The sequence below is a fragment of the Ferdinandcohnia sp. QZ13 genome (assembly GCF_031324165.1).
GTDB lineage: Bacteria > Bacillota > Bacilli > Bacillales > Bacillaceae_L > Ferdinandcohnia.
In genome coordinates, this window is the sequence record NZ_JAVIVW010000001.1 from 754,475 (window position 1) to 776,299 (window position 21,825).

General features: G+C 37.2%; 21 protein-coding genes. 8 read left to right on the forward strand and 13 right to left on the reverse strand.

Annotated elements, in window-relative coordinates; translation table 11 throughout:
* The first annotated feature begins 36 nt into the window (after positions 1 to 36).
* Positions 37 to 222 carry a YlaF family protein gene (locus RGU12_RS03670; protein WP_116350722.1) on the forward strand — a complete coding sequence of 62 codons (186 nt, stop codon included), beginning with the start codon at positions 37 to 39 and terminating at the stop codon, positions 220 to 222.
* Positions 223 to 242: 20 nt separating this feature from the next.
* Here the strand turns inward: RGU12_RS03670 and RGU12_RS03675 are convergent, their stop codons facing one another.
* Positions 243 to 1,037, reverse strand: a complete 795-nt coding sequence (locus RGU12_RS03675) for an inositol monophosphatase family protein (protein ID WP_309534849.1) — start codon at positions 1,035 to 1,037, stop codon at positions 243 to 245.
* A 354-nt stretch (positions 1,038 to 1,391) separates the two neighbouring features.
* Positions 1,392 to 1,580 (reverse strand): YkzI domain-containing protein, encoded by a 189-nt coding sequence (locus tag RGU12_RS03680; protein ID WP_309534850.1) that lies wholly within the window; start codon positions 1,578 to 1,580, stop codon positions 1,392 to 1,394.
* Between the two features lie 207 nt (positions 1,581 to 1,787).
* On the opposite strand from RGU12_RS03680, the gene RGU12_RS03685 reads away from it, so the two are divergent.
* A complete protein-coding gene (locus RGU12_RS03685; RefSeq protein WP_309534851.1) occupies positions 1,788 to 2,423 on the forward strand; it encodes a YktB family protein in 636 nt (211 codons plus the stop codon).
* A 69-nt stretch (positions 2,424 to 2,492) separates the two neighbouring features.
* On the opposite strand, the gene RGU12_RS03690 is transcribed toward RGU12_RS03685, so the two are convergent.
* Positions 2,493 to 2,756, reverse strand: a complete 264-nt coding sequence (locus tag RGU12_RS03690) for a UPF0223 family protein (protein WP_309536264.1) — start codon at positions 2,754 to 2,756, stop codon at positions 2,493 to 2,495.
* 11 nt (positions 2,757 to 2,767) lie between these two features.
* Positions 2,768 to 3,727 (reverse strand): NAD(P)H-dependent flavin oxidoreductase, encoded by a 960-nt coding sequence (locus tag RGU12_RS03695; RefSeq protein WP_309534852.1) that lies wholly within the window; start codon positions 3,725 to 3,727, stop codon positions 2,768 to 2,770.
* Between the two features lie 253 nt (positions 3,728 to 3,980).
* On the opposite strand from RGU12_RS03695, the gene RGU12_RS03700 reads away from it, so the two are divergent.
* Positions 3,981 to 5,453: an aminotransferase class I/II-fold pyridoxal phosphate-dependent enzyme gene (locus RGU12_RS03700; protein ID WP_309534853.1), complete on the forward strand. Its 1,473-nt coding sequence runs from the start codon at positions 3,981 to 3,983 to the stop codon at positions 5,451 to 5,453.
* A 218-nt stretch (positions 5,454 to 5,671) separates the two neighbouring features.
* On the opposite strand, the gene RGU12_RS03705 is transcribed toward RGU12_RS03700, so the two are convergent.
* The gene (locus RGU12_RS03705; RefSeq protein WP_116350728.1) at positions 5,672 to 5,788 is read right to left on the reverse strand and encodes a GapA-binding peptide SR1P; all 117 of its coding nucleotides are present in this window, start codon (positions 5,786 to 5,788) and stop codon (positions 5,672 to 5,674) included.
* Positions 5,789 to 6,063: 275 nt separating this feature from the next.
* Here RGU12_RS03705 and RGU12_RS03710 point away from each other — a divergent pair, with 275 nt between their 5' ends.
* Together RGU12_RS03710 and RGU12_RS03715 are read left to right on the forward strand one after the other, a co-directional pair.
* On the forward strand, positions 6,064 to 6,492 hold the full coding sequence (locus tag RGU12_RS03710) for a DUF1885 family protein (RefSeq protein WP_309534854.1): 429 nt from the start codon (positions 6,064 to 6,066) through the stop codon (positions 6,490 to 6,492).
* 592 nt (positions 6,493 to 7,084) lie between these two features.
* Positions 7,085 to 7,462 (forward strand): thioredoxin domain-containing protein, encoded by a 378-nt coding sequence (locus RGU12_RS03715; RefSeq protein WP_309534855.1) that lies wholly within the window; start codon positions 7,085 to 7,087, stop codon positions 7,460 to 7,462.
* A 76-nt stretch (positions 7,463 to 7,538) separates the two neighbouring features.
* On the opposite strand, the gene lpdA is transcribed toward RGU12_RS03715, so the two are convergent.
* The 5 genes from lpdA to RGU12_RS03740 all read right to left on the reverse strand — a co-directional run bounded on the left by lpdA (position 7,539) and on the right by RGU12_RS03740 (position 13,721).
* Positions 7,539 to 8,948, reverse strand: a complete 1,410-nt coding sequence (gene lpdA / locus RGU12_RS03720; RefSeq protein ID WP_116350732.1) for a dihydrolipoyl dehydrogenase — start codon at positions 8,946 to 8,948, stop codon at positions 7,539 to 7,541.
* A 6-nt stretch (positions 8,949 to 8,954) separates the two neighbouring features.
* Entirely contained in the window at positions 8,955 to 10,250 is a 1,296-nt protein-coding gene (locus RGU12_RS03725) for a dihydrolipoamide acetyltransferase family protein (RefSeq protein ID WP_309534856.1), read from the reverse strand.
* A gap of 179 nt (positions 10,251 to 10,429) precedes the next feature.
* Positions 10,430 to 11,407 (reverse strand): alpha-ketoacid dehydrogenase subunit beta, encoded by a 978-nt coding sequence (locus tag RGU12_RS03730; RefSeq protein WP_116350734.1) that lies wholly within the window; start codon positions 11,405 to 11,407, stop codon positions 10,430 to 10,432.
* 3 nt (positions 11,408 to 11,410) lie between these two features.
* On the reverse strand, positions 11,411 to 12,520 hold the full coding sequence (gene pdhA / locus RGU12_RS03735) for a pyruvate dehydrogenase (acetyl-transferring) E1 component subunit alpha (protein ID WP_116350735.1): 1,110 nt from the start codon (positions 12,518 to 12,520) through the stop codon (positions 11,411 to 11,413).
* Between the two features lie 529 nt (positions 12,521 to 13,049).
* Complete coding sequence (locus RGU12_RS03740; RefSeq protein ID WP_309534857.1) at positions 13,050 to 13,721, reverse strand: YkyA family protein; 672 nt, start codon at positions 13,719 to 13,721, stop codon at positions 13,050 to 13,052.
* A 202-nt stretch (positions 13,722 to 13,923) separates the two neighbouring features.
* Between RGU12_RS03740 and def the strand changes: the two genes are divergently transcribed.
* The 3 genes from def (at position 13,924) to rnjA (ending at position 16,899) form a co-directional block, all read left to right on the forward strand.
* Positions 13,924 to 14,475 (forward strand): peptide deformylase, encoded by a 552-nt coding sequence (def, locus tag RGU12_RS03745; protein ID WP_309534858.1) that lies wholly within the window; start codon positions 13,924 to 13,926, stop codon positions 14,473 to 14,475.
* Between the two features lie 540 nt (positions 14,476 to 15,015).
* Entirely contained in the window at positions 15,016 to 15,225 is a 210-nt protein-coding gene (locus RGU12_RS03750; RefSeq protein WP_116350738.1) for a DNA-dependent RNA polymerase subunit epsilon, read from the forward strand.
* 6 nt (positions 15,226 to 15,231) lie between these two features.
* Complete coding sequence (gene rnjA, locus RGU12_RS03755) at positions 15,232 to 16,899, forward strand: ribonuclease J1 (RefSeq protein WP_309536265.1); 1,668 nt, start codon at positions 15,232 to 15,234, stop codon at positions 16,897 to 16,899.
* A 430-nt stretch (positions 16,900 to 17,329) separates the two neighbouring features.
* On the opposite strand, the gene RGU12_RS03760 is transcribed toward rnjA, so the two are convergent.
* The 3 genes from RGU12_RS03760 to RGU12_RS03770 all read right to left on the reverse strand — a co-directional run bounded on the left by RGU12_RS03760 (position 17,330) and on the right by RGU12_RS03770 (position 21,723).
* On the reverse strand, positions 17,330 to 17,995 hold the full coding sequence (locus tag RGU12_RS03760) for a potassium channel family protein (RefSeq protein WP_309534859.1): 666 nt from the start codon (positions 17,993 to 17,995) through the stop codon (positions 17,330 to 17,332).
* Positions 17,996 to 18,136: 141 nt separating this feature from the next.
* Positions 18,137 to 19,954, reverse strand: coding sequence for an ABC transporter ATP-binding protein (locus RGU12_RS03765; RefSeq protein WP_309534860.1), 1,818 nt, complete (start codon positions 19,952 to 19,954; stop codon positions 18,137 to 18,139).
* A 14-nt stretch (positions 19,955 to 19,968) separates the two neighbouring features.
* Positions 19,969 to 21,723, reverse strand: coding sequence for an ABC transporter ATP-binding protein (locus RGU12_RS03770; RefSeq protein WP_309534861.1), 1,755 nt, complete (start codon positions 21,721 to 21,723; stop codon positions 19,969 to 19,971).
* Between the last annotated feature and the right edge of the window lie 102 nt (positions 21,724 to 21,825).

Below are 21,825 nucleotides of genomic sequence, written 5' to 3' on the forward strand. Positions count from 1 at the left end.
ATCTGTAAAATAAATTATGGAAAGGGGCAAATTACTTTGAAAAACGTGAATATCCCAATGCTTCTCATTGCGATTGCAACAGCTGTTTGTATTATGCTAATTGGTGTATCAATAGCTGAAAAAAGTCTATTAGGTATTATTTTGTCTATTATTGCAGTAATTATTGTTACAGGTTTAGGATTTACGACAAAGAAAAAAATGCGTGAGAACGGCAGACTCTAATTCTGCCTTCTCGCGCTTTTTTATTTCCTCTTTAAAAACTTTGTAAAAATCTCTTTATGTAAATTAGGTCTTGCAACAAAAATACTGTTTTCCTTTAAAAAGTTTAAGGGCTCCCCGTCAAGCGTAGTGATCACACCCCCAACTTCCTGTAAGAGAACAACACCTGCTGCAAAATCCCAAGGTGATAGGCGCATGGTGATGTATACATCAATTCGTCCGGTTACGAGATAGGCTAATTCCAGTGCAGCGGACCCATAAGAACGAGTTCCGCGAACAGCATTGACTATTGGAATTAAAATTTTCGGATCTATTCGTTTATTCTCAGTAACCCATGTAGCATTTATAGCAACAATGGCTTTTTCAAGAGGGACCTCCCCTAGTGGCTCAATTTTTGTAGAGTTAAGATAGGCACCATGACCTCTACGCGCGTGATAAAGTTCATCATGTACGACATCGTATATAAGTCCAATTTGCCCTACCCCGTCTTCGTACACTGCAACAGAAATTGCAAAATTGCGTTGTTGATGAACGAAATTCATTGTGCCATCGATTGGATCAATAATCCATGTGATCCCCTTTAATGACTGAAGTTTGTCTCCAAAACCTTCCTCTCCAAGAATTTTGTGTGTTGGAAAGGTACTATGTATTTTTTTGATAAAAAACTGTTCAGTTTCTTTATCCATATTGGTGACTAAGTCATCAGGATTTGATTTTGTCTCAATCACTAGCTTTGCTTGAAACGAATCTCTTATTCGTTCCCCCGCTTCTCTTATCCAATGTTTGGCATAGTCTTCAATTTCAATCCAATTAATCATTGTAAGTACCTCACTTTTTTATCTCATCGGATAGTATACGCTAAGTATTATACTTTAAAAGCTTACTTCACTTTTTTACTGAAAAGCAAGCAATAAGGATAGCGAACCAACTTTGGTTCGCCTCAGACTGTTGACAAACGCTCTCATACTTCCTTGCTTGCCTCTCTAATTCGTTCATGAAGGCAACTTCTATTGGCGTCTTCGATTGACTGCGCGCCATGACTGACAAGCGTTTTCAAAACAATCTGGGGAAAGTAATTTACATCTAGATATCTGTAAAAAAAGTGTAGACAAAGTCAGTACTGACTTTGTCTACACTCTAAATCAAACCAACTTTGGTTCGCCTTTGTGCCTTTATGCTTCAAGTTTAATTATTTCTTTGCTTAATTTTTGTAGTTTCTTTTTACATTCTGCTTTTTTCACTTCATCATTTTCAATCATCGCATCATAAAGGGTTGCCAATTCATAGTCTACTTCAAGACGTAACACTGCCAAGCGTTTCTCACCGTCTTTTCGCTTTAAATCATTTATCACTTGTTTCAATTTTCGCACCCCTTTCATTTATTTCAAACATTCACTTTCCCTTTTTAACTATTCCACTTATTACAACTATCTTATGAAAAAATCGGAGCATTGTAACAAATATGTGCGTATACCTAGAAGCATACGTTATATTCAAAGCAGACTAGTACAGAAAATCTTATGTTTTTGGTAAAATGACTATAGGACTATCAATAGGAGGATACATAAATGACTTTTACAGGGTTTACAAACGAAGACTTTGATGTGTTTACAATAGATGGACTTGAAAATCGAATGAATGCATTAGTTTCACATGTTCGGCCCAAATTAGAGGATTTAGGGAATTATTTTGCACCTACCCTTTCAAGCCTGACAGGAGACGAAATGTTTGCTCATGTCGCAAAACATGCGAGAAGGACAATCAATCCACCTAAAGATACTTGGGTAGCTTTCGCAAATAATAAACGCGGATATAAAATGTTGCCTCATTTTCAAATCGGATTGTGGAATACCCATCTTTTTGTTTGGTTTGCGGTAATATATGAAGCACCAAATAAATCTGAGTTTGGAAAAATATTAATGGAGCATTCAAAACAAATTAAAGAAAGTGTCCCAAACCATTATTTATGGTCAGTCGATCACACAAAACCAGATACGAATATTCATCATGAGTTAAACGATCAAGAACTTGAATCGATGTTTACACGACTTCAATCAGTCAAAAAGGCTGAAATTCTTTGTGGAATTAACATTTCTCGAGATAAAGTAGTTAACATGAATGGTGAAGAATTAATACAAACAATTGATGAAACTTTCAGAAAGTTACTTCCATTATATCAGCTAGCGCAAAAAAGTTCAAAATAAGTTTTGAAACTGAAAGATTTTTCGACAAGCTAAAAGGATGTCCTATTTATCATAGAACATCCTTTTAATCTACATCTTGATGATTTCCTTAATTTCTTTTGCTTTTTGGATAACACGGTATGCAGAATAACCACTCGTTTCTTCGAATTCCCCGCAAACCTGTTTTTCCTCTAATTTACTTGGCACAATTTCTTTAAACCGCTTATATGCCTGCATTAATCGATCCCTTGAAATTCCCTTTTCATATGCTTTTTCAACACATTCAAAAAAGGAGATGACATCAACTACTTCATCTGTGCTCCAATCAAAGGAAATAGGATATTGATAATCCAATTTGTTCACCTCTATTTGCTCCACCTGTTTCGAATTTGCTCAGCCTCAGTGATCATCCGTTCAAATAGCTCAGCAACTGTTGGTTCGTCTTTTATAAGACCCATCACCTGACCTGCCCAAGCATAGCCACCATCTAACTTTCCATCATAAATATAGTTCATATTAGCTTGACCACTTATGTATTCCTTTAATCCTTCGTATCCGCTGTTTACTTCTTCTAACTGAAGAATCTTTGAGGTCCATTCATTTGAAATCGCTCGACCTGGTGCCCCAAGTGATCGTTTAATCACAACTGTATCATTTTCAGTTCCTTTTATCAATGCGTCTTTATAGCCTTGATGAGCATGTACACATTCCTTTGTGGCAATAAAACGTGTACCCATTTCGATTCCTTCAGCCCCTAAGCTTAATGCTGCCATTAATCCACGTGCATCACCAATGCCCCCGGATGCGATAACTGGAATTGAAACGGCATCTACTACCTGTGGAATAAGAACCATTGTTCCGATATCCTGTCTTCCAAGATGACCTCCGCCCTCTTGACCAACCACCATCACAGCGTCTGCTCCTAGTTCCTCGGCTTTTTGAGCTTGCCTTCTAGCTGCAACAAGAACGAGTTTCTTTGTGTTAACACCTTTTAATTGTTCAAAAATTGGAGCTGGGTTTCCCCCGGTCATTGTAATGACAGGTACTTCTTCCTCAATGGCAACTTCAAGCATGTCAGAAAATGGTCTTCCATGTTGTCCAATTGCATAGTTAACCCCGAATGGATTTTTTGTTAATTCTTTTACTTTTTTAATTTCATTACGCAGTTCTTCTGGTGAATGAAGTGACATTGCTGTAATTTGCCCCAGTCCTCCTGCATTCGAAACAGCTGCTGCAAGCTCAGAATAAGCTAAATAAGCAAGTCCTCCCTGAATGATTGGATATTTAATTCCCAATAAAGTTGATACCCTTGTTTCCCAATTCATTAAACTCCCACCTTTCAAATAAATCATTTCGAGACGATAACCTAAAACTCCTCTTTTTTATTCTGGTTCTTGAATATACAGTAAAGTTTAACAACCCCTAAAATGTTTAATAATCTTCTACCTGTGACACTTTAAAAGAGAGAAATATTTTTATATGCAAACGGTAAAAGAAGTGCTATAATTCTCTTGTTTTATGCAAAAAAGACATTTTAAAACGAGTAAAATTATATAAATAAAGAGGTGTGGTTATCAATTGTCACAAAATGAAACACCATTATTTACTGGTCTTGTTGAACATGCAAAAAAGAATCCAACCCAATTCCATATACCTGGACATAAAAAAGGAGCAGGAATTGACCCTGAATTTCGAAACTTTATCGGTGATAATGCCTTATCCATTGATTTAATTAATATTGGACCTTTAGATGACCTTCATCAGCCTAAAGGTATCATTAAGCAGGCTCAAGACCTTGCTGCTGAAGCGTTTGGGGCGGATCATACATTTTTTTCTGTTCAAGGTACTAGTGGAGCAATCATGACAATGGTCATGGCTGTCTGTGGCCCTGGAGACAAAATCATTGTACCAAGAAACGTCCATAAATCGGTTATGTCTGCCATTGTTTTTTCCGGTGCAGTTCCAATTTTCATCCATCCCGAAATTGACAATAAATTAGGAATTTCTCATGGAATCACAACTGATTCTGTTGAAAAAGCACTTGAACAGCATCCAGATGCAAAAGGTTTGCTCGTAATTAATCCAACATATTTTGGAATAGCTGCAGACTTAAAGAGAATTGTAGATATTGCTCATTCCTATGATGTTCCGGTTCTCGTTGACGAAGCACACGGTGTTCATATTCACTTTCATGAAGGGCTTCCCCTATCAGCCATGCAAGCAGGTGCTGATATGGCAGCCACGAGCGTCCATAAACTTGGTGGGTCTATGACACAAAGCTCTATTTTAAATGTAAAAGAAGGTTTAGTCTCTTCTAACAGAGTACAATCGATTTTAAGTATGCTTACAACAACGTCTACCTCCTATTTATTATTGGCGTCCTTGGATGTCGCTAGGAAGCGTTTAGTAACAGAAGGTCATGACCTTATTGAAAAAACGATACTCTTGGCCAATTATATTCGAGACAAAATCAACGAAATCGAAAAACTATATTGTGTCGGACGAGAAATTTTAGGCTCAAAAGCAACATTTGATTTAGACCCAACAAAATTAATCATTTCTGTAAAAGACCTTGGCATTACAGGATCAGATGCGGAAGTTTGGCTACGTGAAAAATATAATATAGAAGTGGAGATGTCCGACCTCTATAACATCCTATGTATTATAACACCAGGTGATTCCCAAAAAGAGGCCGATCTACTGATTGAGGCACTTGCTAATCTTTCCGATGAAGTATCTCACTTTTTCGAATCAAGAATCGTTCCAGAAGTATTACTTCCAGACATTCCTGTTCTCGCTTTATCGCCAAGAGATGCTTTTTACTCTGAAACAGAAGTGGTACCATTCGAAGAATCTGCAGGACGTGTAATAGCAGAATTCGTGATGGTTTATCCACCAGGTATTCCGATTTTTATCCCTGGAGAAATCATTACTGAGGAGAACTTAACGTATATTCAAACCAATATTGAAGCCGGCCTCCCGGTCCAAGGACCTGAGGATTATGAACTGAAATTCCTCCGTGTCATTAAAGAACACCGAGCGATTCGATAGATTGAAGAAAGCGTAAGGCGCGCAGCCTTAGGCGACACGCATAAGGCTACGCTTACAGAAGTCGTTTCTTGCCTTCCGAAGCGAGTCGCTTAGACCAGAGAGCCGATGGCGCCTGAGATAGACATTGAAAACTAGCTAAAAAATTTATACTTTCTTATCATTCAAAAAAAGAAAGCATGCAAATTCTGCATGCTTTTTTCATATGTTTTTAATAAAGATTAATTTTCTTCGTGATTACAATCACAGTGGTCGCATGTTGAATAAAGTGTTGTAACCTTCTCGTATTCAAAGTGCTCGATTGTCTCGCTGCAAGTTTGACAGATGATTGTACCCATTATTCAAAGCCCCTTTCGAAAAGTAGTTTTTTCTTCATTGAAAACGTTTTATGATATGTTATTTATATAATAGTATGTCACATTTGATTAGTCAATGGTTAATTGTATAACATTATTATTTTTTTATTTGTTTTTATGATTCATATTAAAGATGTATACATTTATCACAAACAATATGAAGTTGTAAGTCTTATCCGTTAAATGCTAGAATAGAAGTGAATTCACATAGAAAAAGAGACAATAACCGAATACTTTCTGGAGTAGGAGTGAACAGTTTGGAAAACGCATACATAAAGCTTGTCCCTAATTCAAACGTACAACATATCTCACTTGATGATGTGAAAGACCTCTTTAGCTATTACATAGAAATCACAGGTAAAACTGGCAAACAGCTTAATTGGGAATACGATAACGCTGCATTCCCTTACCAAATAAAAGAAACCAATCACGAAAAACATTGGTTTTACTTAAATTCAGATCATCAAAAATACAAGGCAATCATAGTCGGTGTGGGTCAAGAAAAAATTGTAGACGAAAATGGTGAGAATACAGATCAAAGCTATATCCAAGTCACCCTTCCTGAAATTTCAACTGCAGGTGACAAAGGAAAAGCAAACGAATTTTGTAAGTTTTTAGCTAAAAAACTTGAGGGTGAATTACATCTATTCAACGGACGGGTTATGTATTTTTACAAACGAAAATAGGAAAAATAAAAATAGACCATATCCTACAGATGTGGTCTATTTTTACGTGAGGAACCAAAACACTTTTTCAAACGAGAAAAAGCAAAAAAATGAGATTGCTGTTATCAGTAAGGATCCTTTTCGCGTCAAACCGATCTTGGTAGCGATTACGAAGGCGATATAGCAAAAAATAATCAATAATACACCTCTAGCAAGCAGGCTATCAGATCCTGACAACCATGTTACCAATGAAAAAGTACTCCAAATTAAAACCTGGATCAACCCAATTACATATACCCTCATTAGAAAACTCTCCTTTTATTTACAATAAAAGAACATAAACTAAGAAAGCAGCTTCTCAAGTGGCTACGTCTTTTTCCAAAAATGGTGTGAGAACAAGCTTGTCTTCTATAAATTTCTGTTTACTATATTAATTAATATGCACAGATAGATGGTAGTATTTTTCATTTTTGTAACAAATCGATTACATCGGAAAGAATTTTTAGAATACATGATAAAATGAATTGGAATGAAAAAATAGGTGTTTTGTATTACTTTTATTAGCTGTAAAGACCTATCCATTTGACTATTTTATGGAAGAGTGATTATAAAAATGAAAGCCTATACTCTAATCATACTTTCTTTTTTTATACTTTCCTCGTGTTCTTCGTACAAGGCACAGCCGCCAATACCGGAAACCGATGAAAAACAAATTATCTTTTTTTCGGATGAGGATAATCTGCGTAATGAAAGCAGCTACTATGATGCTCTACTGGAACTTAAGAATAAATACCCAACAGAAATCGCAAACATGAAAGTTGTTTCTTCTGAAGATAATAGACTTTATACGAAGTATCAAATTGAGACATATCCATCTTTATTAATTGTTCAACAAGATAAAGTCCTTCAAAAAATTGAAGGAAATGTAGACAAAGACGAAATAATCACTCCTCTAGAAAACGTATTATCTTCTTCGGCAAGTTCAAAATAGGAAAGAACATCAGCCTGAAACTAGAATTAGACAGCAAAAAAAATCGCCCCGAAAAGGAGCGATTTTTTTATAATCATTATTTTACAATATGAATTGGAGTACCTAGAGCAACTTCTGCTGCTTCCATTGTAATTTCACCAAGAGTTGGGTGAGCATGAATTGTCATAGCGATATCTTCAGCTGTCATTCCAGCTTCAACAGCTAGACCTAATTCAGAAATAATATCTGATGCACTTTCACCAGCTACTTGTGCACCGATTAGAAGTCCATCTTCTTTACGAGTAATGAGCTTCACAAAACCATCGGTTGCTTCAAGTGCAAGTGCGCGACCGTTTGCTGCATAAGGGAACTTAGCTGCCACGATTTCAATTCCTTCTTCTTTAGCTTGCTGCTCAGTGTAACCAACAGTAGCAAGTTCTGGTTCAGAGAACACAACTGCAGGAATTCCTAAGTAGTCAATTTCAGATGGGTGACCAGCGATTGCTTCCGCAGCAATTTTACCTTCATATGATGCTTTGTGTGCTAATTGAGGTCCTGGAACAATATCACCGATTGCGTAGATATTACTTACGCTTGTACGGCATTGTTTATCAATCTCAATTACGCCTCTTTCATTCATTTTAACACCAGCAAGCTCTAATCCAAGCTCATCAGTATTTGGACGACGTCCAACCATTACGAATACATAATCTGCATCGATTGATTGTTCTTCACCTTTTGTTTCATATTTCACTGTTACGCCATTTTCAGTTTCTTCTACACCTTTAGCTAACGCTTTTGTGATGATTTCTGCACCTTTTTTCTTTAGGTTCTTCTTCACAAGTGTAGTCATTTGCTTTTCAAAACCAAGAAGGATGTCATCTGCTCCTTCTAAGATTGTTACTTGTGATCCAAAGTTTGCATAAGCGCCACCAAGCTCAATACCGATAACACCGCCACCGATAATAACGATTTTTTCTGGTACTTCTTTAAGCCCTAATGCACCTGTTGAATCAAGTACACGTTTTGAATATTTAAAAGATGGTATCTCGATTGGACGAGATCCAGTAGCAATGATTGCGTTTTTGAAATTATAAGTTTGTGCAGAGTTTTCACTCATTACACGTAAAGAGTTTCCATCAACGAAATATGCTTCGCCTTGAACAACATCAACTTTGTTACCTTTAAGTAGTCCTGATACTCCACCAGTTAATTTCTTAACAACACCATCTTTAAATGCTTGAACTTTTGAAAAATCAAGTGTAACATTTTCAGCTTTGATTCCCATTGAATCAGAATGTTTAGCTGTTTCAAAACGGTGCCCTGCAGAGATTAATGCCTTAGATGGGATACATCCAACGTTAAGACATACACCACCAACAGTGCCTTTTTCTACAATGGTAACTTTTTGTCCTAGTTGGGCTGCACGAATAGCTGCAACATACCCACCAGGTCCAGCACCAATGACTATTGTGTCTGTTTCAATCGGGAAATCTCCTACTACCATGTTGAATTACGCCTCCATTAATAATAATTGTGGATCATTTAACAAACGTTTGATTTGGTTGAGTGCGTTTTGTGCAGTAGCACCATCAATCATACGGTGGTCAAAGCTTAATGATAAAGCAAGAACTGGAGCTACAACAATTTCACCATTTTTAACAACCGGCTTCTCAGCAATTCGTCCTACTCCTAAGATCGCAACCTCAGGGTGATTAATAACTGGAGTAAACCATTGTCCACCAGCTGAACCAATATTACTAATAGTACATGAAGCACCCTTCATCTCATCTGGAGCAAGCTTACCATCACGAGCTTTACCTGCTAATTCATTAATTTCATTTGAGATACTGAAGATAGATTTACGATCCGCATCTTTGACAACCGGAACAAGTAGACCTTTTTCTGTATCTGCAGCAATACCAATATTGTAGTAGTGCTTATGAATAATTTCGTTAGTAGCATCATCAAGTGATGTATTTAACGCAGGGAAATCACGTAGCGCTGCTGTTAATGCTTTAACGATATATGGTAGGTATGTTAATTTAATACCCTTTTCAGCTGCAACAGCTTTAAATTTCTTACGGTGTGCAACCAACTCTGTTACATCTACTTCGTCCATTAAAGTTACGTGTGGAGCAGTATGTTTTGAGTTAACCATAGCCTTAGCAATTGCCTTACGGATTCCACTCATCTTTTCACGAGTCTCTGGATATGTGCCCGCAGGAATTGGTTGTTTTGCAGGAGCTTTTTCTGCTTCTTGAGTAGCTGCAGCTGGAGCTTCGGTCGCTGGTGTTTCTGTAGCAACTGGTGCACCGCCAGAAATAAACGCATCAATATCCGACTTCATTATTCTACCATTATCACCGCTTCCTGCAACCTTTTTGATATCCACGCCTTTTTCGCGTGCATATTTACGAACAGAAGGCATTGCGATAATACGACGGTTTTCATCAACATCTGCAGCAGGTGCAGTTGCTTCTGATGGAGTCGCTGCTGGTTGTTCAGCTTGAGCTTCTTCTTTAGGAGCTTCCTCAGTTTCATCACCTTTAAATTGAAGGTCCTCATATCCAGGAGCATCAAATTTAATTAGTGTATCTCCTACAATGGCAACAGTACCTTCTTCCACAAGTACTTCTAGTACTTTACCTTTAACAGGAGAAGGAATTTCTACTACTGCTTTATCATTTTGGACCTCACAAAGTACATCGTCCTCATTTACTTCATCGCCTGGTTTGACAAACCATTTTACGATTTCACCTTCATGGATACCTTCACCGATATCTGGCAACTTAAATTCAAATGCCACGGTTTTCGCCTCCTAAAATAAATAGTTTCATGATTCTCGCCTCTATAAAAGATGTGAGATTTTTGCTGAATAAAGTTAAATATGCCCTGGTGTACGGCTCTACATATGATGTAATCAATCTTATCTCGTACACCAAAGGCTGTTCATACTTAATAAGGAAATATAGTTTCCTTGTATAATTAGAAGTTCAATACTTTCTTAGCTGTTTCCAATACATCCTTGAAGTTTGGTAACCAAACTGACTCTGCTTGTGAGAACGGATATACAGTATCAGGTGCAGCTACACGTAATACTGGTGCTTCTAAGCTTAAAATTGCACGATCATTGATTTCAGCTACTACGTTTGCTGCAATACCAGCTTGCTTTTGAGCCTCTTGAACAACGATTGCGCGTCCTGTTTTTTCAACAGAAGCAATGATTGTAGGAATATCTAATGGGCTAACAGTACGTAGGTCAATAACCTCAGCAGAAATGCCCTCTTTTTCTAATTCAGTTGCAGCTTTTAAGCATTCATGTACCATTGCACCATAAGAAATCATAGTAAGGTCAGTACCTTCACGCTTCACTTCAGCTTTTCCAAGCTCAATTGTGTATTCTTCCTCAGGAACTTCCTGGCGGAATGAACGATAAAGCTTCATGTGCTCTAGGAATACAACAGGGTCATTATCACGAATAGCTGCAATTAGTAGTCCTTTTGCATCGTATGGTGTAGATGGAATAACAACCTTCACACCAGGCTGTTGAGCAATTAGACCTTCTAAGCTATCTGCGTGAAGTTCTGGAGTATGTACCCCTCCACCAAATGGTGAACGAATCGTTACTGGAGCAGTGTAGCGACCACCTGAACGATAACGCATACGAGCTAATTGACCACTAATGGAATCCATTACTTCGTATACAAATCCGAAGAATTGGATTTCTGGTACTGGACGGTAGCCCTGTAAGCTTAAACCAACTGCAAGCCCACCAATACCTGATTCAGCAAGTGGTGTATCAAATACACGATCTTCACCGAATTCAGCTTGTAGGCCTTCAGTAGCACGGAACACGCCGCCGTTAACTCCAACGTCTTCACCGAAAACTAAGACATCTGGGTTATTTTTTAATTCTGTGCGTAACGCATCAGTGATTGCTTGAATCATTGTCATTTGCGCCATGGCTTACTTCGACTCCTTCGCTTTATAGATTTCCATTTGCTCCTCTAAATTTTGAGGAAGCACTTCGAACATATGTGAAATAAGGTCAGTAACCTTTTGCTTTGGTGTTTCGTCAGCTTTTTTGATTGCGTTCTTGATGTCTTCTTTAGCTTCTTCAATGACTTGGTTTTCAATTTCTTCGTTCCAAATTCCTTTACCTTCAAGATACTTACGGAAACGAACGAGTGGATCTTTCTTTTCCCATTCATTGTCAAGCTCTGAAGTACGATATCTTGTTGGGTCATCCCCAGCCATTGTATGTGGACCATAACGATAAGTCATAGTCTCAATTAATGTTGGACCATCACCATTAACTGCGCGCTCACGAGCTTCTTTAACAGCTACATAAACAGCAAGTGGGTCCATTCCATCAACTTGAATTCCAGGAATACCAGCTGCTACAGCTTTTTGAGCTAGTGTATGAGCTGCAGATTGTTTTTCAACTGGAGTAGAAATGGCAAAACGGTTATTTTGAACGATAAATACTGCAGGTGCTTTGAACGCTCCTGCAAAGTTGATTCCTTCATAGAAATCACCTTGTGAAGTACCACCGTCACCAGTATAAGTAATAGCAATTGATTTCTTGCCACGTTTTTTCATACCTAAAGCCACACCAGCACACTGTATGTATTGTGCCCCAATGATGATTTGTGGAGAAATTACATTAACTCCTTCAGGCATTTGGTTCCCATGGAAATGTCCACGTGAGAATAAGAATGCTTGGTATAATGGTAATCCATGCCAAACGATTTGAGGTACATCACGGTAACCTGGTAAAATGAAATCTTCTTTTTCTAAAGCAAATTGAGATGCAAGTTGAGATGCTTCTTGACCAGCAGTAGGTGCATAGAAACCTAAGCGCCCTTGACGGTTTAATGAAATAGAACGTTGATCAAGGATTCGTGTATAGACCATTCTTCTCATTAATTCTTTTAATTGATCATCACTTAAATCAGGAACAGCAGCTTTATTTACCACTTCTCCTTCTTCATTTAAGATCTGGAACATAGGAAAGTTTTCAGCAACCTTATCCAGTTGCCCTTGTAAATCAAAGACATTTGCTTTTACAGCCATCTTCTTCTCGCTTCCTTTCTTACCCTATTTTCTTATTCGAATGCGCCCTCGTGATTTTAAGAAGGTGCTTCAACTTTATTATGGCGAAATAGCCATTTATAAAGTTTGGAATGATACAAAACATACAGCATTAGGTTACCCAAAAATATATCTTTTCAAAGACATTTTTTGTCCCTGTGGACATGGTCTTTAGATGTAATGACTTTCAGTAATGCTCGAAAAGCATATTCTGTTTCCTAAATGAAGCTGTATTAATTATTTTGGTAAAGCAATTAATACAACTGCTCTCTATCCATTTCCAAGTTTACAACAATGAAAGTGAGTCGTCAAATTGTTTGTTTACTGTTTTATTTCTTGTCCACAAAAAGTTTTGTCTTGGAATTCTTATCCATTTTTAAAAACTGTACCAGTACACATTTATCGTCTGTATCATAAAAAATGAAAAATATTAAGTTGTTTTCAACTTAAAAACCTTAAAAACGCCAATAGAAAAGGACTACCAGTATTGGTAGCCCTTTCATTGCGTGTATTATTCTTCCTCTTTAAAAACAACCTCTAGTCCTGCTTTTTTATAAAATGAAACCTTTGCATTGTTGTATTGGTCAGTAAGTTTATTAAACGACTCGTTTGCCGCAACCACTTTTTCATAGGTCTCATTAATGAGATTGATTTGTTGTTCCAGTTCTTCTAATGTTAATTCTTCATTTTGAAACATCTCATATAATTTTTTATCATATCCAATAGCTTCAGTATAAGAAGTATATAATTCCTCATAGCTTTCATAACGCTGATTCATCACTGAAACTAAAGCATCTGCTTCTTCCTTTACACTTTCTTCTTTTATCTCGGAAACAAAGGAATCAATTTTTTGAAACTCCTTCTTAGAAGCTTTGATACTTTCATGTTCATTGTTAATCCTTGTTTCACGTTCAGACACAATACCTAGAGCTTCCTTAGATAATGTAACGATTTGATCAAATTCTTTCATTCCCAATGTTAAAATTTCATCGTAGAGTTCCTTTTCTCTTTTCTCCAATTCGACTAATGGATCTTGTTGTTCTTCAAAGTCCTTTTCAACAGCAACAACTTTTTCTAAGGTCTCATAAATTTGTTCTTCAGGTGATGGTCCATTCATGCATCCAATTAAGAGAAAAATCACACAAAGTAAAACAAATGACAGTTTAAACGTTTTATTTTTCACGATCTGTTCCCCCTTAGCTACTTACAATATACTATATATTAATATGTTTTCATAACATAAATTTTGGGTTTAGGATTTATTTTATTATATTTGGTAGTCCAAAGTTTAGAACAAGGTTGTCCGCTTCTTTTTGTATTTCAAAAACATGAGACCTTTGTTAAACTAAAACTACAAACAGCATCAAGAGCAGGAAGTGATAACATTGATTACAATGGAAAATATAATCCGCGAAGGGCACCCTACATTGCGTCAAATTGCAAAAGAAGTTGCTTTACCTCCATCGCCTGAAGACCGAAAAATATTGGAAGAGCTCCTTGAGTATGTAAAAAACAGCCAAGACCCAGAAATAGCCGAAAAATATGGATTAAGACCTGGAATTGGGCTTGCTGCACCACAGATTAATGTGTCAAAGCGTATGATTGCAGTTCTTTTAAAAGAAGATGATGTGCTTTATAGCTTTGCTTTATTCAATCCTAAGATTATCAGTCATTCTGTTAAAAAGAGCTATCTAACAGCAGGTGAGGGTTGTTTATCTGTTGACCGCGCTGTACCAGGCTATGTTCCTCGTTATGCAAAAATCAAGGTCAAAGGAACTAATTTAGATGGCGAAGAAATCATTGTAGAACTTAAAGGTCTTCCAGCGATTTGTTTTCAGCATGAGATAGATCATTTAAATGGGGTAATGTTTTATGATCATATTAATATGGAGAATCCTTTTACAGAGCCAGAAAACGCCATTCCAATTGAACGTTAAACTTGAAAGTATCGATGTGCACAGCATGTCGATGCTTTTTTGTTGTTTCCAGTATTTTTCCATGATAAACATCCTTTTTTTCCACATACTAAGGACAAACTTAAAACCATCGCATCGTTTTTGAAATGTTTAAAGTCAGTGAAAAAAGGAGATGATAGTCATGCTAAAAAAGTTACGGGAGAAATTAATAAAACAATGGCAGGATTTATTAAAAAGGAAGTCGATTGCGTAATTCATTAAAGTCATTAAAAAGAAAGACGATAGAGCCCTTCGTGTTTCGGAGGGCTCGTTATGTACTACAATTAATATTAATGATATAATACATTTTTAGGTGTACGGTGGATTAATCTTCATTTCCCAATTCGTTTTATCCGAAAATTTATAGTCTTTCCCCTTAGACTACCCCCTCTTTTTACCTATTAGGTATACATTTGATAAGAAATATTTAGGAAAAGTAAGAAAAAACATGAAAATCATGTTATATTTTTATATAATAGAAAAAGTTACTCTAACTTTCGGAAATTAAGGAGAGATTTGGCAATGATTTTTAAAGTTTACTACCAAGAAGATGCTTATGAAGTTCCTGTAAGAGAAAATACAAAAACGATGTTTATTGAAGCAGAATCTCAAGTTGAGGTTCGCCAAAAATTAAAGGAACGGAAAATTAACATTGAATATATTCAACGGGTGGAAGGGGCCTATCTTGAATATGAAAAACTAAATGAAGATTATAAAGTATTGGAGATTTGATGAATGATGAAATTTGTAAAAAACGATCAAACAGCTGTTTTCGCCTTAGGTGGACTTGGGGAAATCGGTAAAAACACTTATGGCGTGCAGTTCCAGGATGAAATTATCCTGATCGATGCTGGAATTAAGTTTCCAGAGGACGAGCTGTTGGGAATCGACTATGTTATTCCTGATTACAGCTATCTTGTAAAGAACGAAGAAAAGATTAAGGGATTATTTATCACACATGGTCATGAAGACCATATCGGTGGTATTCCTTATTTACTTCGTGAAATTAATATACCGATATACGGTGGAAAGCTTGCCTTAGGTTTAATTCGAAACAAGTTAGAAGAGCACGGACTTCTCCGACAGGCAAAGCTAATCGAAATTAAAGAGGATGACATCATAAAGTTCCGTAAAACATCGGTTACTTTTTTCAGAACAACACATAGTATTCCTGACTCCTACGGGATTGTGGTTAAAACTCCTCCTGGACAAATCGTACATACAGGGGATTTCAAGTTTGACTTCACACCTGTCGGAGAGCCTGCAAACCTTCAAAAGATGGCGGAAATAGGTAAGGAAGGGGTTCTTTGTTTACTGTCTGATAGTACAAATGCTGAAATCCCTCATTTCACAATGTCAGAAAGACGTGTAGGCGAAAGTATTCAAGATATCTTTCGTACGGTCGATGGTCGGATTATTTTCGCTACTTTCGCATCCAATATTCATCGTCTTCAACAAGTGGTTGAAGCCGCTGTTAAAAATGATCGAAAAATCGCGGTGTTCGGAAGAAGTATGGAATCGGCAATCACAATTGGTTATGATCTAGGCTATATCCAATGCCCGAAGGACACTTTTGTAGACGCTAACCAAATCAACCGTCTTCCATCGAATAAAGTAGTTATTCTATGTACAGGAAGTCAAGGTGAACCAATGGCAGCTCTCTCAAGAATTGCAAATGGCACTCACCGACAAATTCAAATTAATCCTGGGGATACAGTTGTTTTTTCATCCTCCCCTATTCCTGGAAATACATTGAGTGTTAGTCGAATCATTAATATGCTTTATCGCGCAGGGGCTGATGTGATTCATGGTCCACTTAGCGACATCCATACTTCTGGACACGGAGGGCAGGAAGAGCAAAAATTAATGCTTCGCCTCATGCAACCAAAATACTTTATGCCTATTCACGGTGAATATCGTATGCAAATCATGCATGCAAAATCAGCTGTAGATTGTGGTGTATTTGAAGAAAATTGCTTTATCATGGACAATGGTGAGGTTCTTGCGTTAAGCGAGAATGAAGCGTCTGTAGCTGGTAAAATCCCTTCAGGCAATGTGTATATTGATGGTAGTGGAGTCGGTGATATCGGTAATATCGTATTACGCGACCGCCGCATCCTTTCTGAAGAAGGACTTGTCATTGTTGTGGTAAGTATTAATATGAAAGACTTTAAGATTGCAGCAGGTCCTGATTTAATTTCTCGTGGATTTGTGTATATGCGCGAGTCTGGAGATTTAATTAATGATGCGCAAAGTTTGATATCAAAGCATTTAAATAAAGTGATGGAGCGCCGTACGACACAATGGTCTGAGATTAAGAATGAAATCACAGATACGCTTGCTCCTTTCCTATATGAGAAGACAAAACGCCGTCCAATGATTTTACCAATCATTATGGAAGTGTAATTCGTTTTCATTTACCCTTATATTCAATGTTGATCTCCCACTGAGGTATCCTCAGTGGGTTTTTATATATAAATAAAGTCTCTTGTAGATCTAGGGTGTTTTTGCTTCTGGCACTCGCTTTCCGCGGGCGATCCTCAGGCTTACATGATGTAGGTCACGAAGCCATTGCCACTGGACGTGGCGCCCTTAGGCTTCGAACATTAATTTCTCACTGCGGGGTCTTGGCTTGGCTCGCTATTCCCGCAGGACGTTGAGTTTGATCCTTGAAACTACACCGCACGAAGAAAATGCCTGCATTTTTGAGGATCTCGTGCCATACGCTCCAATCACTATAGGGAGCACCTAAGCGTCTTGGAATACTTATTAATTGCTATATCAAAAACAACAAAGATTCGAAAACAACCTAAAAAAAACGCCTCAAATGAGACGTTTATTCTTCGATTAGGTTTTTTTCGAAACGACTGATATCTGTATCGGCTCCGATAATGATTAAAATATCACCTTTTTGAATTTGTTCGGTTGCTTGAGGCGAAACAATAATATTCTTTCCTCTTTTCATCGCAACAATGGTTACCCCATATTTGGCGCGAACATCTAATTCAATTAATGATTTTCCATCTATTTTCCGCCCTGCAACAATTTCAATAATACTATGCTCATCTGAAAGCTCTAAATAATCTAGTACATTATTTGAGATGATATTGTGAGCAATTCGTTTCCCCATATCACGTTCGGGGTGGACAATTCGATCTGCTCCAATTTTACTTAAGATTTTCTCATGATAATCGTTTTGTGCCTTTACCCAAATTTGTTTAACTCCTAATTCTTTCAAGATAATGGTTGTTAAAATACTAGCCTTCAGGTTATCCCCGATTGCCACAATAACAAGATCAAAATTACGAATCCCAATACTTTTGAGTACAGATTCATCCGTGGAATCCCCTACAACTGCATGCGAGGCAATCGTTGAATATTCATTCACTTTATCTTCATCAATGTCCATGGCCATAACTTCCATGCCTTCATCACTCAATGCACGGCAAATACTACCTCCAAAACGACCTAGGCCAATAACCGCAAATTCTTTTTTATTCACTACTATTCCCCCAACAATTTTAGATACCATTGATTGTAACATAATTAATTACGAATGTGGAAGCACCTTATCCCCCTTCATTCATACGTACGAGACCAAAAAAATGAAAGGACAATATTTATCGTCCTTTCATTTTTTTCCTTATATTGCTTCAAGCATCTTAAATTGTGCCCTTACTAAACCGAAATACTCACCTTGTTGTTTCATAAGTTCATCATGATTTCCTTGTTCAATAATTTCTCCGTGGTCTAATACAAAAATTTTGTCGGCTTCACGAATCGTTGAAAGTCTATGGGCGATGATAATGGCCGTCCGATCCTTTAATAGTTGTTTCAGAGCCTGTTGTATTTTTACCTCAGTTTCTGTATCTATGCTAGCTGTTGCTTCATCTAGAATTAGAATCTTCGGATCTGCTAGAAGTGCGCGAGCAAACGATAATAATTGTCGTTCACCCACAGATAAGATATTTCCTCTCTCCTCGACTTCTGTATCATATCCGTTAATAAGCTTCTCAATAAACTGATTAGCCCCCACTGCTTTTGCAGCTTCTATAACTTCTTCATCGGTGGCATCCGGTCGACCAAAACGAATATTTTCTTTAATTGTACCTGAGAAAATAAATGTATCTTGAAGAACCACACTAATTTGGGAACGAACACTTTGAAGCGATAATTCTTTAATATCGATTCCATCAATTCGAACTACCCCACTTGTTGCATCGTAAAAACGGCTGATTAGATTGGCTATTGTTGTTTTACCTGATCCGGTATGACCTACAAGGGCAACCGTTTGACCCGCTTCCATCGTTAAGGAAATACCTTTTAACGCTTTACGACTATCGTCATATGAAAATTCAACCTTATTAAATTCAACCTTCCCTTTCATATCGGTTAGGTGAATCGCATTCTCTTTTTCACCAACGATTGGCTTTTCATCGATAAATTCAAAAATGCGTTCAGATGAAGCCATCCCTACTAATAGTTGATTATACACTTGACCTAAGCGAGAAATCGGCTCCCAGAACATACCTAGGTAAAAGGCAAAAGAAACGAAAACCCCAACAGTTAATCCATTGTCCTGGATAAGCATCGCGCCAAACCAAATGAGAATCGCTGTCCCAACCGCATTCGTCATTTCAACAAACGGACGGAACATTGCATTCTTTTGGGTGGCAACTCTCCAACTTTCATAGTTTTCGTTATTAATACCATCGAAGAATTCGATATTCTCATTTTCCTGTGTAAATGCTTGTGTAACACGTATCCCCTGAATACTTTCATTCAAATGGGAGTTAAGCATGGATTGTTTAATCCGCACTGTCTGCCATGATCTTCTAATATTTCTTCTTAATTTTGTTGTGATTAAGACCATCAAAGGTAGAATAATCAAGATAGCCAATGTGAGCTTTGGACTTAATCCAAAGAGAATAAAAATAACCCCAAATAACAGAACAAAGTCCATTAATAGATTAATAACCCCATTGGTGAATAATTCTTGAAGAGAATTTACATCATTAAGAATTCGAACTAATATAGAACCCGCTGATCGCTTGTCAAAAAAGCGGTGTGAAAGCCCTTGAACATGTGTAAAAAGATGCTTTCGCAAATCGTAAATAATATTTTGCCCTAGCATATTCGTCCATTTAATTCTATAAATGTTTGCCACATAATTGATCGCATATAACCCGGCAATCACCGCAACTAAGATAATTAATAAATTCGTATCTTTATTTGCAATCGCATGGTCGATCGTATACTTACCAATTAAAATTGGTGCAATTAACCTTACCGCAGTTGTAAGTAATACCATGATAATTGCAAGTGGTAATAAACTCTTAGAATATGGTTTCATATACGCTAGTAATCTAAGCATTTGCTTCCAGTTAAACGGTTTCTCAATGACTGTATCACTTGAATAATGGAAGCGATGTTTTATATCTTGTTTTTCTTCCTGGGACATATCATCTCACCTACCTATCCGACTTGTGACTGAAGGACCACTTTTTGATCCTTATATTGAATTTCATAAATACGTTGATATGGTCCCTCATTTTTCAATAATTCTTCGTGAGTTCCACGTTCCACGATGACACCATTATCTAATACTAAAATTTCATCAGCATGTTTCAGGGAAGAGATACGATGAGCAATGATAAATGTTGTGCGTCCTTTCATAACTCCCTTTAAGTCCTGCTGAATCTTAAATTCCGTTTCCATATCGACTGCACTTGTGGCATCATCAAGAATTAAAATACTTGGGTCAATGCAGATGGATCGAGCAATGGCGATCCGTTGTTTTTGACCTCCTGATAATCCCATACCGCGTTCACCTAACATCGTATCATAACCTTTTGGAAGCTCCATGATGAACTCATGTGCCTGTGCTCGTTTTGCTGCATCAATAATTTCTTCCATGGTTGCATTCGGTTTTCCATAAGCTATATTGGCACGGATAGTTGACGAGAATAAGAACGACTCTTGCATAACAAAACCAATATTACTTCTTAAGGTTTGGATCGAATAATCGGTTATGTTTCTACCATCAAGCAACACTTGACCCTTTACTGGTTCATAAAATCTCGTCATCAGCTGAGTAATACTTGTTTTTCCTGAACCGGTAGCCCCAATTAAGCCAACTACCTTGCCTGGTTCAGCAGTAAATGAAATTGATTCAAGGGCTGCCTCATCATCCTCTGTATATTTTAAGGTAACATCTTTAAATTCAACATGACCCTGTAGTGTTTCTTTCGTGACACAATCGTCTCGGTCAACAATTTTCTCATCAGCCTCAAGAATTTCTAAAAGGCGTTCTCCTGACGCTTTTGCTTGTGAAAACATGTTGATGATAAATCCAAGGTTCATGATTGGATTAAGTAAGTACCATACTAAACTAAAAAAGGCGACAAGTTCACCATGTGAAACTGCACCATCAATAACTAAATATCCTCCATATGAAAGAAGCGCAACGACACAGACATTACCGATAAACTCCATTAATGGGAAGAATTTCGCCCAAATCGTAGAAGTTGCAAGTGATACATCACGATAGCCCTCGTTGGACTGATTAAACTTATTGATTTGAAACTCTTCACGTGATAATGATTTTACTGTATTTATTCCACTAATATTTTCTTGGACATTTGTATTCAGGCGACCAAAGGTTTTTCGAACCTTACGAAAAGCAGGGTGAACACGTTTGTCAAAGCGATAGACAACAATCGCTAAAAATGGCAATGCCATAATTGTCACGAAAGTAAGTGGTACAGAATAGGAAAACATGACTATTAAGCTAAAGACAATTAAAAGAGCAAAACGAAGCAATTCCGCAAATCCAAAGGATAGGAAGAATCGAAACCCTTCTACATCTGCTGTTAAGCGTGACATCAGATCCCCTGTTTTCGCATTGTCATAGTAGCTAAACGATAATCGTTGAAGTTTTTCATATAATGCATTTCTTACCCTATATACAGCAGTTATTCCAAATAAATCACCTAGATATTGATTAAAATACGTAGCTACCCCCTTAATAACCATAATGGCAATGAAACCTAGGGCAAGATATGGTACAAGCTGATAGTTACCCGCTCGAAAAACTTCATCAATTGTTAGCTGAAGCACAATTGGATACACAACTGTAATCCCTGTCACAAAAATCATTGCAAATAATGACCAGAAAAAATACTTACGATACGGCCAATAAAACCCCTTTAATTTCTTAAAGGTCTCCATTAAACTCCCCCCTTGGTGTTTCCAAAAACATGAAGAAAATGTTAAAAAACTACGTAACATATAATATATCGGTTTTCGAAATAAATTACTAGTGCATTATCA

Excerpts from the sequence above, each read along its gene's own strand:
- RGU12_RS03675 (WP_309534849.1), bottom strand. The coding sequence starts at position 1,037 with ATGATTAATTGGATTGAAATTGAAGACTATGCCAAACATTGGATAAGA.
- RGU12_RS03685 (WP_309534851.1), top strand. The coding sequence starts at position 1,788 with ATGACTTTTACAGGGTTTACAAACGAAGACTTTGATGTGTTTACAATA.
- RGU12_RS03695 (WP_309534852.1), bottom strand. The coding sequence starts at position 3,727 with ATGAATTGGGAAACAAGGGTATCAACTTTATTGGGAATTAAATATCCA.
- RGU12_RS03705 (WP_116350728.1), bottom strand. The coding sequence starts at position 5,788 with ATGGGTACAATCATCTGTCAAACTTGCAGCGAGACAATCGAGCACTTT.
- RGU12_RS03715 (WP_309534855.1), top strand. The coding sequence starts at position 7,085 with ATGAAAGCCTATACTCTAATCATACTTTCTTTTTTTATACTTTCCTCG.
- lpdA (WP_116350732.1), bottom strand. The coding sequence starts at position 8,948 with ATGGTAGTAGGAGATTTCCCGATTGAAACAGACACAATAGTCATTGGT.
- RGU12_RS03730 (WP_116350734.1), bottom strand. The coding sequence starts at position 11,407 with ATGGCGCAAATGACAATGATTCAAGCAATCACTGATGCGTTACGCACA.
- pdhA (WP_116350735.1), bottom strand. The coding sequence starts at position 12,520 with ATGGCTGTAAAAGCAAATGTCTTTGATTTACAAGGGCAACTGGATAAG.
- RGU12_RS03750 (WP_116350738.1), top strand. The coding sequence starts at position 15,016 with ATGATTTTTAAAGTTTACTACCAAGAAGATGCTTATGAAGTTCCTGTA.
- rnjA (WP_309536265.1), top strand. The coding sequence starts at position 15,232 with ATGAAATTTGTAAAAAACGATCAAACAGCTGTTTTCGCCTTAGGTGGA.
- RGU12_RS03765 (WP_309534860.1), bottom strand. The coding sequence starts at position 19,954 with ATGTCCCAGGAAGAAAAACAAGATATAAAACATCGCTTCCATTATTCA.
- RGU12_RS03770 (WP_309534861.1), bottom strand. The coding sequence starts at position 21,723 with ATGGAGACCTTTAAGAAATTAAAGGGGTTTTATTGGCCGTATCGTAAG.